Annotated in this window: 10 protein-coding genes, 3 tRNA genes and 1 rRNA gene; 2 read left to right on the forward strand and 12 right to left on the reverse strand. The window is 45.5% G+C overall.

Going from position 1 to position 13704, the window contains the following annotated elements:
* Nucleotides 1–50: 50 nt before the first annotated feature.
* The 8 genes from NBH03_RS07845 to NBH03_RS07880 form a co-directional block, all read right to left on the reverse strand.
* Nucleotides 51–677, reverse strand: coding sequence for a response regulator transcription factor (locus tag NBH03_RS07845; protein ID WP_250798834.1), 627 nt, complete (start codon nucleotides 675–677; stop codon nucleotides 51–53).
* A 70-nt stretch (nucleotides 678–747) separates the two neighbouring features.
* Nucleotides 748–2052, reverse strand: a complete 1305-nt coding sequence (locus NBH03_RS07850; protein ID WP_250798836.1) for a sensor histidine kinase — start codon at nucleotides 2050–2052, stop codon at nucleotides 748–750.
* On the reverse strand, nucleotides 2025–3674 hold the full coding sequence (locus NBH03_RS07855; RefSeq protein ID WP_250798840.1) for a histidine kinase N-terminal 7TM domain-containing protein: 1650 nt from the start codon (nucleotides 3672–3674) through the stop codon (nucleotides 2025–2027). Before NBH03_RS07855 ends, NBH03_RS07850 begins: the two co-directional genes overlap by 28 nt.
* 135 nt (nucleotides 3675–3809) lie before the next feature.
* Nucleotides 3810–6113, reverse strand: coding sequence for a leucine-rich repeat domain-containing protein (locus NBH03_RS07860; protein WP_250798846.1), 2304 nt, complete (start codon nucleotides 6111–6113; stop codon nucleotides 3810–3812).
* Nucleotides 6114–6133: 20 nt separating this feature from the next.
* Nucleotides 6134–6955 carry a TPM domain-containing protein gene (locus tag NBH03_RS07865; protein ID WP_227082674.1) on the reverse strand — a complete coding sequence of 274 codons (822 nt, stop codon included), beginning with the start codon at nucleotides 6953–6955 and terminating at the stop codon, nucleotides 6134–6136.
* A gap of 15 nt (nucleotides 6956–6970) precedes the next feature.
* Nucleotides 6971–8065 carry a TFIIB-type zinc ribbon-containing protein gene (locus NBH03_RS07870; RefSeq protein WP_250798847.1) on the reverse strand — a complete coding sequence of 365 codons (1095 nt, stop codon included), beginning with the start codon at nucleotides 8063–8065 and terminating at the stop codon, nucleotides 6971–6973.
* A gap of 17 nt (nucleotides 8066–8082) precedes the next feature.
* On the reverse strand, nucleotides 8083–9456 hold the full coding sequence (locus tag NBH03_RS07875; RefSeq protein WP_250798851.1) for an SPFH domain-containing protein: 1374 nt from the start codon (nucleotides 9454–9456) through the stop codon (nucleotides 8083–8085).
* Nucleotides 9457–9798: 342 nt separating this feature from the next.
* Nucleotides 9799–10794, reverse strand: a complete 996-nt coding sequence (locus tag NBH03_RS07880) for a hypothetical protein (protein ID WP_250798856.1) — start codon at nucleotides 10792–10794, stop codon at nucleotides 9799–9801.
* Nucleotides 10795–10953: 159 nt separating this feature from the next.
* Here NBH03_RS07880 and NBH03_RS07885 point away from each other — a divergent pair, with 159 nt between their 5' ends.
* Nucleotides 10954–11787, forward strand: a complete 834-nt coding sequence (locus NBH03_RS07885; protein ID WP_250798860.1) for a hypothetical protein — start codon at nucleotides 10954–10956, stop codon at nucleotides 11785–11787.
* 291 nt (nucleotides 11788–12078) lie between these two features.
* Nucleotides 12079–13203 carry a zinc ribbon domain-containing protein gene (locus NBH03_RS07890; protein ID WP_250798865.1) on the forward strand — a complete coding sequence of 375 codons (1125 nt, stop codon included), beginning with the start codon at nucleotides 12079–12081 and terminating at the stop codon, nucleotides 13201–13203.
* Nucleotides 13204–13238: 35 nt separating this feature from the next.
* Here the strand turns inward: NBH03_RS07890 and NBH03_RS07895 are convergent.
* From NBH03_RS07895 to NBH03_RS07910, 4 genes are all read right to left on the reverse strand, one after another.
* Nucleotides 13239–13310, reverse strand: a tRNA-Cys gene (locus NBH03_RS07895).
* 72 nt (nucleotides 13311–13382) lie between these two features.
* Nucleotides 13383–13454: transfer RNA gene (locus tag NBH03_RS07900), tRNA-Glu, on the reverse strand.
* Nucleotides 13455–13459: 5 nt separating this feature from the next.
* A tRNA-Asn gene (locus NBH03_RS07905) sits at nucleotides 13460–13531 on the reverse strand.
* A 61-nt stretch (nucleotides 13532–13592) separates the two neighbouring features.
* Nucleotides 13593–13704, reverse strand: a 23S ribosomal RNA gene (locus NBH03_RS07910); the annotation flags it as partial.

Below are 13704 nucleotides of genomic sequence, written 5' to 3' on the forward strand. Positions count from 1 at the left end.
ATCACTTCTGATAGTAACAGTAAAATTGTCTGATTTTGTTCCATATCAGGTCATTTCAGGGTTGTCACAATCAGTTTGCTTTCCAGAGCAGCCGCAATCAGATCCTCCTTACAACTATAACCCGCTTTCGTTATCATTTCCTGAAAATTCCATCTGACACCTGCAGTTGAACAGTTCATTTCCCTTGCAATCTCCGAATAGGAAAAACCACAGATATAGAGTCTCAGCATTTCCAATTGTCTCGGGCTGATCTCACCGCTTGTGATCCAGTTCAACTCCGCACCTGGCGATACATCCGGAAAAACATGCTCTCCGCTCGCTGTCCGCCGGATCACATCTTTGATTTCTTCCTCGCCATGATCTTTGTACCAGAGACTATCTGCGCATCCGCTTTTGGCTCTTTCAAGCACCTTCGGATCAATCAGTGATGTCACGATCAGAATCTTCGTATGCGGGCAGGCTTCTTTGATGGCCTTTCCTGCTTTTAAGCCATCATGATTATGAAAAGTCTGAACATCCATTAAAACAATATCGATGGCAGAATAACTGCAGATTCCGACCGCCTCCTCCGCATCGGCGACTGTCTGAACATGTTTAAATTCCGGTTCCTGCGAAAGCATATATTCAAAATACTTCTGCATGATTTTCTGATCCTCCACGACAAGAACACGAATCATACAACTTCCCCCTTTTTGCAAAGTTTCTCTCTTGTTTTGCGCCTGATGATATCGCTCATTTGCCTGAATATCACTCCGATTGCCGCTTAGGCATACGCAGCCTCAGACAAAAGGCCGGTTCAAACACCGTCACCATCGTACATTCTTCTGACTCCAACGCCCTCCGAAGGGAGGACAGCCCTCCGCCCTCCCTGGCCTTTGGCTTCGGCAGTTCCCCATTATTCGTTATCCTGATACTGTATGCTTCTGAATCTTCCTCTATCGTCACATTCACGTCACTTCCATGCGCATGTCTGGCACAATTTGTCACACATTCCCGGATAACACGATCCAATAACAGTCTGTAAGTCGAATTCTTCGGAGCTTCTCCTTCCAGATGAATCTCTATGCCGAGCTCCCTCGCATGCTTGCCTGTATTCTGATACAGATCTTCCATATTTTCAACTGTCATATTGGTGAGAATATACACCTGCTCCTTTAATACATCCAGCTGTTTATTCATATGGCTCATGTTTTCTTTATTCTCCAGTATTTTCCGGATTGTCAGAAGACTTCGCCCAAAATTATCATGCACCTGCATTTTCATCGCCAATATCTCCTGCTCCCGTATCCTCTCACCGATTTTCTCATACATCTCTTCCAGTTTTCTGTTGAGACTCTGCAGTCTTTCATTGTTGGCTTTGATTTTTTCATTATTGTAATAAAGCTCTGAAACATCAATGGCAATCGCCTGTTTATAGCCCGCCAATTCCTGATCCTTTAGCAGATATTCCTGAAACATCCATATTTTCCCATTTGGAAAACAAAACACACTGTCCGTACTGCTCATGGATACAACACCCTCTGCGATGCGGCCCGTATGCTGTAACGCCTGATGCAAGACATCGTAATCCTGCAGTTTCTCCCCCATCAGCATCCGGCTCACTTCCCACATCATTGAATTGCAGAGCACAATCCGGCCGAATGTATCCGCAAAGCATACACCGCATGGTGCATTATCAACCGCATCATTCACAGACCATTGAGAAAACAGCGTTTTCTCCCGTCTGCGTTCTCCAAGAAAATTCCAGATCAGATAAAGCATCAGTCCTGTGACCGCACACACAATCAGTACCATCGGTATATCCGGCAGCATGACATGTCGATTCATCCGCTTTCCTATACTGTAGCTATGGTCATTCTGAAATGCCGCCATCATAAAAAATGAACTGGCAAAAAGTATCACGGTTAATATAATTCTTTTCAGCCCCTCAAAACGCGTCACACGCAAAAGGATGAGCATCATTTCAAAAGCCATACAGATTTCCATCATGATCATCACACAATTCTGTATCCCCACACTGCTCTCTACGAAATTCGCCATCGAATCAGCCACTCTTTCTCATCTTCCTTCTGCACTTCTGTCCCTGAGCGTCCTGACAACAAGGTCTGAAGATCATACTCGGAATCTACATGTACAGAAATTACCAAATGTTCTTCCATCACAACAACACGGAAAAACATCATCTGCATCTTACCGAATAATTGCTCCGTCAGCCACTCGAAATAATCATAGCATTGCACGATATCTGCGTCATGCAAAACAAGCGGACGGACATTAACATAGTACAATGCCCGAACCTGACAAAGCTTTAAAGCAGAACAGGATTCTGCCAGACTCTGAATCAGATCTTCTTCTGTCAAGCCCGCCTGACTGTCATTGTTCATCGTCAGAAGCAGGTTTTTGCGCCGCTTCAGATAAGTTCCGATCACGATTATCTGCGCAAGCAGACGCTCATAGACATCTTTTGATTCAGTGACTTCCAGCTCTTCCATAAAATGCGTCATCAATTCCAGCTGTCCGGTTGTCTGACTCTGTATCAAATTCAGAAGTCTGTTCTGTTCTTCCGCTTTTCGTCTTTTTGCTTCCTGCTGATATGTCTTTTGTAAAAGACGTTTTCTCGCCTTTAATTCTTCCTGCTGCTCCTTAATATCCTCATACTGATCGGTCAACAACGAAATATCCTCTGTCCAGAACAAATGCCCACCCTGTACGAAAAGATGATTGATGCGAATGCCGTCCCGCATCACGAGCGATGCCATCAAAAGGCCCTGCCGTACTTCCTGTGTCAGATTCGGAAAAGTTCCGGACTGATAGTGGCGTTCAAAATTCGCATCCGTGATTTCTGCATTCAAACCGCCCGCTGCCTGAAACAATTCAATATATCTGTTATTCGTCTGAATCAGTCCGCATGCAATACCCCCCTGATAAATCGCTGCCATCAACAAACAGCAAGTCGCCGTCATATCTCCCGCAATCACTTTAGTCAGCGGCAAACGGAGCATCGTACAGACATTCCAGACAAGCAGCAGAAATCCCGGAACAATTGGAAACCAAAACCATGTCTTACCCGGAATCCGGCTCTTACAGACCAGAACGACTTCCATTATAATCATACAGAACATCATCCATGCCTGAATGATGAAAAACACAAGCCCATAATGATATATCTCATTTGACAATAAAAAGCCTTCCGGAAAATAAAAAACTTTCTGGTGAAAATCATTCGTCAGTACTGCCAGAATCATGATGCTTGCAGGAATTAGCAGGCAGACCGTCTGCTTCTTCGTTTTCACTTCATCCCCCTCATCCATCAATAAGGCCGCAATCAACCCAAGCGTCGGAATCAGAATCATCGGGATATAATATAGATACCAACAGACACGGCTTCCAAACGAATCAACGATAATAAGATATTTAATCGTTCGTATCAGAAACCAGAAAACCATCAGACAGCCGATCCAGGTCAGGCACTTGCGCATTTTCCTTTCCACGACATGTTTATTCAGATAAACGACCCATGCACAGTACAAGCCAATATAAATACTGCTTCGACATTGTTCAAATAGATGACTCACGTACATATTCTCTGACTGCTCATGCCGACATAAGCTCGCAATCAGAACAAGACATGCAACCACCACATAGGACAGCGCTCTTTTCTTCTTGTAGGACATCGCTTATTCCTTTCTTGATCCGGCAGCAATGTGCATACCCATGATATATTTCATTATACTATAGTAACTGTGCAAATCCTATAGACAAAAAAGAATGTGCCGCAGCACATTCTTTTTTGTCTATCGACGCTCTGCTTATTCAAGAGATTGTGATGACCAGTAAGCTTTTTGGCCATTCGGATACCAGCAGCAATCTTTTGCATTCGTATTCATAAAATACGCATCCAGTTCATCACCGTACGCATCGATTGTTTCCTTTGTAAAATAAATCTGATGAATGCCCGCAACCTTATCCTCCACAAAGGTCGGATCAAAAGACGGGAGTGCATCCGGACTTGTACACCACTCCATATAAATGCCATCCACGTACGCGCCATAGAAAACATTCGCACCCACTCGCTTTAATGTCGACGGCAAATACACATTTACAAAGCCTGCCTTCTCATCTTCCTGATAGACATAAGCTTTGTTTTTTTCATACGCTTCATCTGTCAGATACGTCACGTATTCCCCTTCAGAGCCATTGCCGCTGCCTGCAAAGCTAAATGCTTCATCTCCGATTGCTTCCACGCCTTCTGACAACCGGATGGTCTTCAGCTGTATGCAGCTATCAAAAGCTGCACCGACCTCTTTGACTGTGCCCGGAATCAGAAGTTCCTTCAATCCGGTATAGGCGAAAGCATCTTCTCCGATCACTTCAACATTTTTCAGATCAATTTCTGTCAGACCCTCCCGCTGTGAAAAAGCGCCGTCGCCAATCTCTTTTAAGCTCTCCGGCAATGATACCGTCAATGGTGTTGTCTCTCCAAAATCTGTTGAGGCAAAGTTGGAACCGAGCACCTCTGTTCCTTCACCGATTGTCAGATTTTCGACTTTGGCATAACCTAAAACAGCATCTATCGACAGATCACAGTTGCCAAGGAACTGAACTGTCTTAAAACCGGATTCTGCAAGTGCCCATGTGTCAAATACGGCATTGCCTTTACAGATAAATGTAGCGCCATCCACAGATGTATTTGTATTCCTGAATGCATAAGCGCCTACAGCCACCGTACTGGATGGAAGCGTGATGTCGCCAAGTGCCGTACAATCATCAAATGCATAGGCAGCGATTTCTGTCAGACCTTCGTTGAAAACAACTTCTTTCAGTGCCGTACAGCCCTCAAACGCATACGTGCTGATATACGTCACAGACGATGCAATCTCAACACGTTCAAGTGAGGTACAATCTTTAAACGCTTCTCTGCTGATGACTTCATAGCCTTCCGGGATAATGACAGATTTAATTTCTGTATGACCTTTAAACAGCGCATTCTCCATATCACTGATCGTCACATCACCGATTGTCTGCGGAAGTATCACTTCTTCTGCTGTTCCTGTGTATTCCGTAATGTAGCCAATTTCATTACATTTAAACCCGTCGGCATTCGTATATTTTAATTCCGGATCCTTAAAACCGGATGGATCAAGTCTGATACTGTTTAAGATATTGCTGATATTCTCATCATTCAGTAATTCCCACAGTTCATCTCCCACCAGTCCTCTGGAAGCCATTTCAACACACACAGCGTAGTCATCGGTAAACTTTGTATACAAGCGCAGATGTTCACTGGCATCCTCACCGTCCCCAAATGTTTTCACCGTCACATAATAATGAAGTCCGCCAAAATCCATTTCCTCTATATCATCCTGGCATAACGCTGCCGCTTCCTCTGGATCTGCCGGTTTCACGGCTGTGACAGACAGATAACCAAGTCTGTCTCCCTGGAAATTGGTACAGATACCGGTCTCTTTTATTGTATTGTTCCATCGTGCCGGGAATTCTGCACTGATTCCCACATTCTCTGTCAGACCGCCGCCTTCTGTCACCTGAAAGCTCAGATGATCCCAGATACAGCGCACAAGTGAATCTGCAAGTATATCCTGAATCTGTGTTTCTTTGTTAAGCCCCGTCAGTTCCAGCTTCAGACCGCCCCACTGACCGACCAGCGTATCACCATAATCGATCACTTGAAACGCCTTCGGTTCATTGTAGTACATACTCATCCCGCCCGGGTTGTCCATATTGAAATTCAGACTCCAGAAATGTGCCGCAAAATCCTGATACGGATCTTCATTTTCCTGAACATCTTTAAAATAAGCATGCTCCGGTGTAATCTGACTATCTAAATTACTGATTTCTATCTTTGTATTCTGCACATCCAGCGGCTTCAGTTCCAGTGTCCAGAGATTCTCCGGATCCGTAAAAAGTAAAGAAGTTCCTTTGTCTTCCGGATCATCTGCATCCTCCGGCAGCTGGATATTCAGATTACCGTATGCATACTCGTATGTACGGTACATAGCTTCTGTCTGTCTTGGCACATCCGGTCCTGTTTTACCACAGGCTGCCGATGAAAGTGCCAATATCGCGCATAAAAGAACTACTGCTGACCTTTTCATTTGATTTCCCCCTTTAAACATCAGAATTTGAAGCCGCCACCTCCATGGACACTACCAGAGGAGGATGTATGCGTACTGCTTCCGCCTGACGACTTATCGTTATCTTTCGGTTTCTCTGTTTTGACAATGTTCTGGTAAAGGAACCATTCCTGATTATCCACAATATTCATGCTGCCGGCTTTGACATAATCATCCGCTTTGGCCTGGAAACGCACCGTTTTGAGCTGTTTCTTCATGCCACCGACAATCACAAAAGCAATGATAAAACCAATGACAATGGCAACAGGAATCCAGATCAGAGACAACGGTTCCTTAGGAAGCGTGTCCGCATCATATGGCTTACCGTTTCTTGCCTGGGTGATAAAATCATCACACAGTGTGGCAAATGTGCGAAAGGCCCCCGCATAATCACCGTCCGCCAGCTCCGGCCGCATCTGCTGACCAACATATTGAATGCCGGCATCCGTGAAAACCGTAATGCCATATCCTTTTGTGGACATATAACACTCGCTGGACTTTAAATCAACAACAAGGAGCACACCGTCTCTTGTCTGTCCATACCCCATATCGGCTCTATCATAAATATCATCTGCATATTCTTCCACCGACGGAATATCTTCCTCTGAAACAATCAGAATCGCAATATCAAACTTCTGTCTCGTCCGGATCTCATCGATCATCATTTCCAGTTCTGTGACTTCCTGCTCATTCAGCACACCGGCCATATCCACCATACAGATATGGTCGCTGGCAAAACCATCTGTTGTTTCGGCTGCTGCCGGCATGACCAGACCGACGCATAACACAAGGACGAGTAATAGCATGCGTAATGTTTTCTTCATTCTGTTACCCTCCTCTTATAATAATCCAAATAGATGCAACAGCCAGATGACACCGTAGGACACGGCACTTATCAGCACAGTCAGGCCAAGCAGCCATTTTGTTGCCGCAGACTGATCAAGCGGAAGATCTCCGACAAAAAGCCCCGTCTGACCATTCATCGCAAACAAATACTGATTGCCGTTCCATGTCGTATTCAGCAGCCAGACAGGGTAAAGCGCATACTGGGCTTTGCCGCCCCTGAACTGAATATTGCTGTTTTCCACATTCACTGAATCATAACCTTTGACCGTCTTCGCAAACGCTTCCTCTGTTGAACGTTTCACTCGGGCATTAACTCTATCTATACTCTCCTCGGCAGTGACATCGTATTTGTTGGCCAGATAACCGGCGAGATACGCCGTCTGAAAATCCACCGCTTCTGAAATATCAAATGGCTCAATGGATTCCATCAGATCATCCGGCATCTTGGATGATCCGTCAACCGGAATATGTTCAAATCCAATGCTGCCGCCACGATTTACAAGGAAATATCTGGTCTCTGTATAAATGTAACGACTATCACTCCATGTCCGGATGTTCGCCGCCTTGTAACTGACCTGCGCATCCGCATCGGTATCAAAAAGCCAGAATGGCACATACACACCTTTAATCTCATCAATATGATTCTGGTCTTTGAAAACCTTCGGCAAAAGACGCTTCCCGGAAATATGTTTCATCAGTCCTTCTTTGGCCGCTTTCTTGTCCAACTTAAATGGGATAACCAGATCCGGCCTGAGTGCACCTGCAAATTTTCCCGTGAAAACAACCGGATTGTCACAAAACGGACACTTGGTTGCCGCCATCGTTGCATCTCCGACGATTTCTCCACCGCAGGACTGGCAGACATAGGTACTTAATCCATCTGTCTCGCCTTCCTGCCATTCTCCGCCAGCTTTGGTTTCCCACTCCATGCTGTCGCTTTTGCCTTCCTTCAGTTGTTCATCCATCGCCTGCAATGTTTCCATCTCAAATTCCGAATCACAATACGGGCACTTCATCTTCTGAATCGTACTGTCAAAAGCGATTGCGCCGCCGCAGCATGGGCATTTATATTCCTGCATATTCTGCATACAATCACTCCTATCTATTATGACTGAATATCCGCATCATTGAACGGATCGCCGCATTCCGGACAGAATTTCGGCGGATGCTTTGGATCTTCCGGCTCCCAGCCACATTTATCACAGCGGTACAATGGTTCTTCTGTCGGCTTCTTTGCACCGCATTCAGAACAGAACTTTCCTTTATTGAGTGCACCACAGCTGCAAACCCAGCCTGTCGGCTTCTCCGGTCTCTTCGTACCACATTCCGGACAGAATTTGCCGGTCGCAACATAACCGCAGCTGCATGTCCAACTGTCTGCACTCTGCTGCTGAACCGGTGCAGCAGCCATCTGCTGCCTCATAGCCTCCTGACGTCTTGCTTCTTCCTGACGTCTTGCTTCCTCCTGCTGGGCCCCCATTGCAAACAGATTCTGCGCATTCATGCCACCGCCTGCATTCATGGCCATACCCATACCGATAAAACCATTCATGGCACCACTCTCATTGGCTGCAGCCGCTTTCATTGCATCAGCCTGTGCGCCAACCATCGTCGCAGCTGCCATCGTCGGATTCTGCAGCATCGCTGTACGCTGAGCCTGTTTGATCATCTCTGCATCCTCATCCGGAAGTGTCACCGAACCGAGAGCAATGCTGACGACCTTCAGTCCACGCAGTTCACCCCATTTGGCAGACAGCGTTTCATTCATCGCATCCTCCAGGTCTGTATTGTGTGTCACAATCTGGTTCGGACGCAGTTCCAGTTCAGAAAGCCTGCCAAAGGCCGGTTGAAGTGCACTGATAAATTCTGTCTTCAGCTGTCTGTCCAGCTCGTCTCTCGTGTATTCGTTCTCCACATTTCCACACACATTCGTATAGAACAGCAGCGGATTGCTGATCCGATAAGAATAAACACCCGAGCAGCGGACAGACACATCAATATCCAGGCCGATCTTGGAATCTACAACGCGGAAAGGAATAGGATTCGGTGTGCCGAACTTGTTGTCAATCAGCTCCTTTGTATTGAAATAATAGATTCGCTGATCCTTGCCTGTATCGCCGCCAAATGTAAAACGTTTGCCGACTGTCGCAAATGACGCCTTGATGCTGTCTCCAAGATTTCCTGAAAAAATACTCGGCTCTGTCGATGTATCATAAGTAAATTGTCCAGGCTCTGCACAGACCTCGACAACCTTTCCCTGCTCAACGATAATCATACACTGACCATCCGCAACAGCGATACCGCTTCCGTTAGAGATAATATTGTCATTGCCATGGACATTCGATGAGCGGACACCCGTTCTCTTCTGGCCTTTCTTCACCATCACACTCTTATCCATTGCGTCACAATAGAAAAACTCCTTCCACTGATCCGCCAATGTTCCTTCTGCTGCTCCCACAAATGCTTTAATTAATCCCATATGCTTTATCTCCTTTCATCATTCCCGATTTTTCGTGCCGTTGATGCAATTTCATTTCTTTCTACTTTCAGTATAAGAAAATATCGCTGTTTTTTCACTAACACTTTTGATAGTAATCACGCCTATTCGCAATCTGATGCTCCTTTCAGACAGCCGGACATCCGATGCTTAAAACGATGTACTAGTACATCGTTTCGTAAATAACTATACCAATCGCGTAGGATGCGGATTCGAGTGTGCAGGTAAAAAAACGCAGGCGTAGCGGGCTACGCTGAGGCTTTTCTACCTGTACAATAGGATTCGCAGGCAAGTGAATGGTGTAGTTATTTCGAAAACAATGTACTAGTTCCTATCTGGAATCAGCCAGCAATCATCGATGACATCATACACATACACAAGGTTATCTGACACGGCATAGTACTGCTCCCGGACAAACTGACCGTCATGATTCGTCCCCAATACAAATATGCGACACGGACGACCATCTATTTCTTCCATTTCACATGTGTCCATGATCTGCATGCCATTAGCGATGGCTTCTCGTACTTCCGGCACTTCGTTCAGTATTTCATAGGCGATATCCCCGTTTTGTCCGTCAAACGGTCCTATCTCACCCCCGTCATCCGGGAGCGGTTCATACACTGAAAAATCATAACAGCCTTCTTCTGCTGCCAGATGACCGTCCCTCAGGGAAATCATCGGACGGAACAGATGCATCGTTCGGCCATCAGAGACAATCAGCAGCACATCTGGAAAAATCTCACTGACATTGCATCGAAGAAGAATCGGTTCCCCTTTTTTTCCTTCATAAAGCGATGTCTCCAACTTGTCATCGTACTCTCCCATCTCTGACATTTCCACGCGATAGACAGAGACAGACATTCCGGCGCGCGGCACGATGGCATAAACTTCTTCGCCTCCGCAGTCCACCAGATCTGCCTTCTCAGGAAAATCATACTGTACACATGCTTCCTGGCTGGCATATTGACGAATCTTCACCTCATCCGCCTCATAACTGATATACCCAAGGAAAGCCATCGCAATATTGCAATCATTCTCATGCATCTTGCCCTGAAGCTCATCCCATGCGGTCACTTCTGTCTCTGTCATCGATTCCGTTGACTGCATGTCCGCCGTTTCCGATGCATCCTTCTCTGTCAAAAGCTGTGTTGCCTCACTGCTCTGATTCGTCTCTTTTTTCAAAAATGCCTCCACTTTTGATGATACATCTTCCGACTCCCCATTTTTTTTCTGCGTTTCCTGCTCACTGCCTTTACATCCGGTCAGCAACAAGAGTGCGAAAACAAAAATAACGAGCCATTGCACATTTTTCTTCATACAAATCCCCCTATCTTACTACCAGAATATAAAAGAAGGAAACCAATGTCACTATCTTAAGTGCTAGTGACCAAAAAAATGAACCATGTCATAATACAATCGGAATCATTGCGCCAACCGGCGCTGATCAAGCTGTCAAACGAAAGGAAGGTTGATAAAATGTTAAAAAAAATAGCAGGTGTTCTTCTTCTTGTCATCGGATTGTTTTTTGCCGTCTCCTCATTAAAGATGATCTTTGTGGATACACCGAAAATGAAAAGTGCACTGAAAGATGCCGTTTATGTTGGCCAGGGTGCGATCAATGATGCCAATGACGGCAAAATCGTCATCGTATGTGGGCCGTTTGAGCTGACAACCCCATCCTATGATGATGAACTTGGATTAACCATCGACAGTATCCGCACTTCACGTTCCAAACAGACAATGAAACTGAACAAAGCAACGAAAGCGACAAAAGCGAATGCAGAAACGCTGACTGAGGAAGAAAAACGCAACGGTGTTCTTGAATGGAGTACTGCTTATCGCGACAAGACATTAACCGGAGAGGGCAAAATCGGCAATTATACGCTTTCACAGGATTTTATCGATGCCATCGTACTCAATGGCACATGGCATGATTATGACCGTTCTGAATTAGAAGCCAGCGGTTATGTCTGGGTCACTGATGCCAATTATTCACAAAAGGATTTCATAGAACCGCTGAGTCAGACACAAAGAAACTATAAAGAAAATGATTATCGCTATTTTTATGATGGTGCGAATTTTAAAACAGGCCAGACCGTTACTGCCATCGGTATTCAGAATGGCGATACGCTCAATGCAGTCGCCGGCATCACAAATAATCTGATGGAAAACGAACTTGACCGTGAAACTGCCATTGCACAGGGTGGGGTGCCAGGTTTGGGAACATCTGTTTTTTCCATTATTTTTTCACTCATCCCGCTGTTAGCCGGTGTTGTTTTATTATTCACTTCAGGCACACGTAAACCTTGATGGACAGGTCTTGTCCGCATCAGCTGACATAGACATCTGACTTGTCCATCTATCAAAAAAGAAAACAGAGGTGAACCAATGACTGTAACATGGACAGACGCAATTGTCTTCGCATTCGCATGGTCATGCATATGGGGATCGTTGCTGGTCTCCCATGTCCTGGATTGGAAATTCGAATGGATGCAGCCAAAAATATGGTTCCTTTACGTCAAAAGGAACCTTGCCCATTCAAAAGAAATCTTCTTTAAATGTTCAAAGCTTCCAAATAAAATTCACAAACCATTCGAAGACTTGATTAACGTATTTGAGACCGGGAATCTTCAGTCACCGGATTTGCGAATGGATCAGTCCTTTCGCCGAAAATTTGAGCACGAGATCCATCTGCTGAAGAAAAATAACCTTCGCCGTGAGATGCGTATGGCTTATCTCAAACTTCCGGAAGAGTATATCAAAAAGAACGACTTCAAACACTGGAGCGATGCCGGCCGGGAATGGCGTGAAGTCGTCCTGCAGGGCACTATCCTGAACAGATATCTGGACAGAAAAAACAATCGAATCCTTTACGAAGATTTTTTTGCTCATGGTGCGGTCTTGCTCCGACAATCCCGGCATATCCGCCACAATGAGGTCGGCAGCAAAAACAGAAATGATGAGCAGATTTTTTATTCACAGTATACGAACGTCATCTGTCCAAGCTGTGGGGCCACTGTCACACTGACAAGCGACGAAGATCACTGTCCTTATTGCGGCGGCTATATTAAGAGTGATTTCTTTGACTGGCAGACGGAAGAATTTTTAATCTACAGGGATTATAGCCCGAATACGAGAAATTTTAAATTAACCGCAGCAACCATGATTGCTTTCTTCATTCCTGCGATCCCGTGTTTTCGGTTTATTCTACCTCACAGCTATTTTCTGGCCCTCGGCAGCGCATTTGTTATCACTGCCCTGCTCGCCCTTTTACTTTGGCTGCGGATTCTCCGAAAAACAGATAACATTGAAGATTTAAAGAAACAAATTGTTCGTTATGATGAGAAAGTACTGCATTCCGATCTGAATGAAGCCCTCTATGAAAAAACCGTTTCATCGGAGCTTTTGTATTACAGTGTAGACCAGCTGCAACTGCAGGCTGTAGAAAATACAGATACGCGCACACAGATCACGCTGCATGCCATTTTACACCAGCTGATACTGAGCCCGAATCATCAGATATCCGCCAGCAATCAGCCCATTGATTTGAAATTATACAGAGCCCGTTATCCGCAGCGCATGAAGTCCAAAGGTCAGGCTGTTTATGCAGAAAAAGAATGTCCGCGCTGTGGGGCCAATTTTGTCCCTGACCAAGACGGATGCTGCTCCTATTGCGGCTATCGTCTCCCTATTGACAATTCAAAATGGCGGATTCTCGAACAATAAAAAAGCCTGAAGAAAACTCTTCAGGCTTATTAAAGAGGCGCAGACCGGATTTGAACCGGTGGATACTGGTGTTGCAGACCATTGCCTTACCACTTGGCTACTGCGCCATAAATATTAAATTCACATGACTAGATTAGTATATCATGCCATCTTCTTTTCGTCAAGAATAATTCATCGACTGACCTCGACGGGATTCGAACCCGTGTTACCGCCGTGAAAGGGCGGTGTCTTAACCGCTTGACCACGAGGCCATCAACTCCCCGAGCGGGGCTCGAACCTGCAACAACTCGGTTAACAGCCGAGTGCTCTACCATTGAGCTATCGAGGAAAGTTGAAAGGTTTGCACCTTCAAAACTGCATATCAACTAAACACATTCCTTAGAACCATTTTGGTCAAGCCCTCGACCGATTAGTAACAGTCAGCTCCGGACATTACTGCCCTTCCACCCCTGCCCTATCTACCTCGTCGTCTTCAAGGGGTCTTACTTCTTTCGAATGAGA

The sequence above is a fragment of the Coprococcus intestinalis genome (genome assembly GCF_023656595.1).
Classification (GTDB): domain Bacteria; phylum Bacillota; class Clostridia; order Lachnospirales; family Lachnospiraceae; genus Coprococcus_A; species Coprococcus_A intestinihominis.

Coding starts and splice junctions, on each gene's coding strand:
- NBH03_RS07885 (WP_250798860.1), top strand. CDS start 10,954: ATGTTAAAAAAAATAGCAGGTGTTCTTCTTCTTGTCATCGGATTGTTT.
- NBH03_RS07860 (WP_250798846.1), bottom strand. CDS start 6,113: ATGAAAAGGTCAGCAGTAGTTCTTTTATGCGCGATATTGGCACTTTCA.
- NBH03_RS07875 (WP_250798851.1), bottom strand. CDS start 9,456: ATGGGATTAATTAAAGCATTTGTGGGAGCAGCAGAAGGAACATTGGCG.
- NBH03_RS07870 (WP_250798847.1), bottom strand. CDS start 8,065: ATGCAGAATATGCAGGAATATAAATGCCCATGCTGCGGCGGCGCAATC.
- NBH03_RS07880 (WP_250798856.1), bottom strand. CDS start 10,794: ATGAAGAAAAATGTGCAATGGCTCGTTATTTTTGTTTTCGCACTCTTG.
- NBH03_RS07865 (WP_227082674.1), bottom strand. CDS start 6,955: ATGAAGAAAACATTACGCATGCTATTACTCGTCCTTGTGTTATGCGTC.
- NBH03_RS07845 (WP_250798834.1), bottom strand. CDS start 677: ATGATTCGTGTTCTTGTCGTGGAGGATCAGAAAATCATGCAGAAGTAT.
- NBH03_RS07855 (WP_250798840.1), bottom strand. CDS start 3,674: ATGTCCTACAAGAAGAAAAGAGCGCTGTCCTATGTGGTGGTTGCATGT.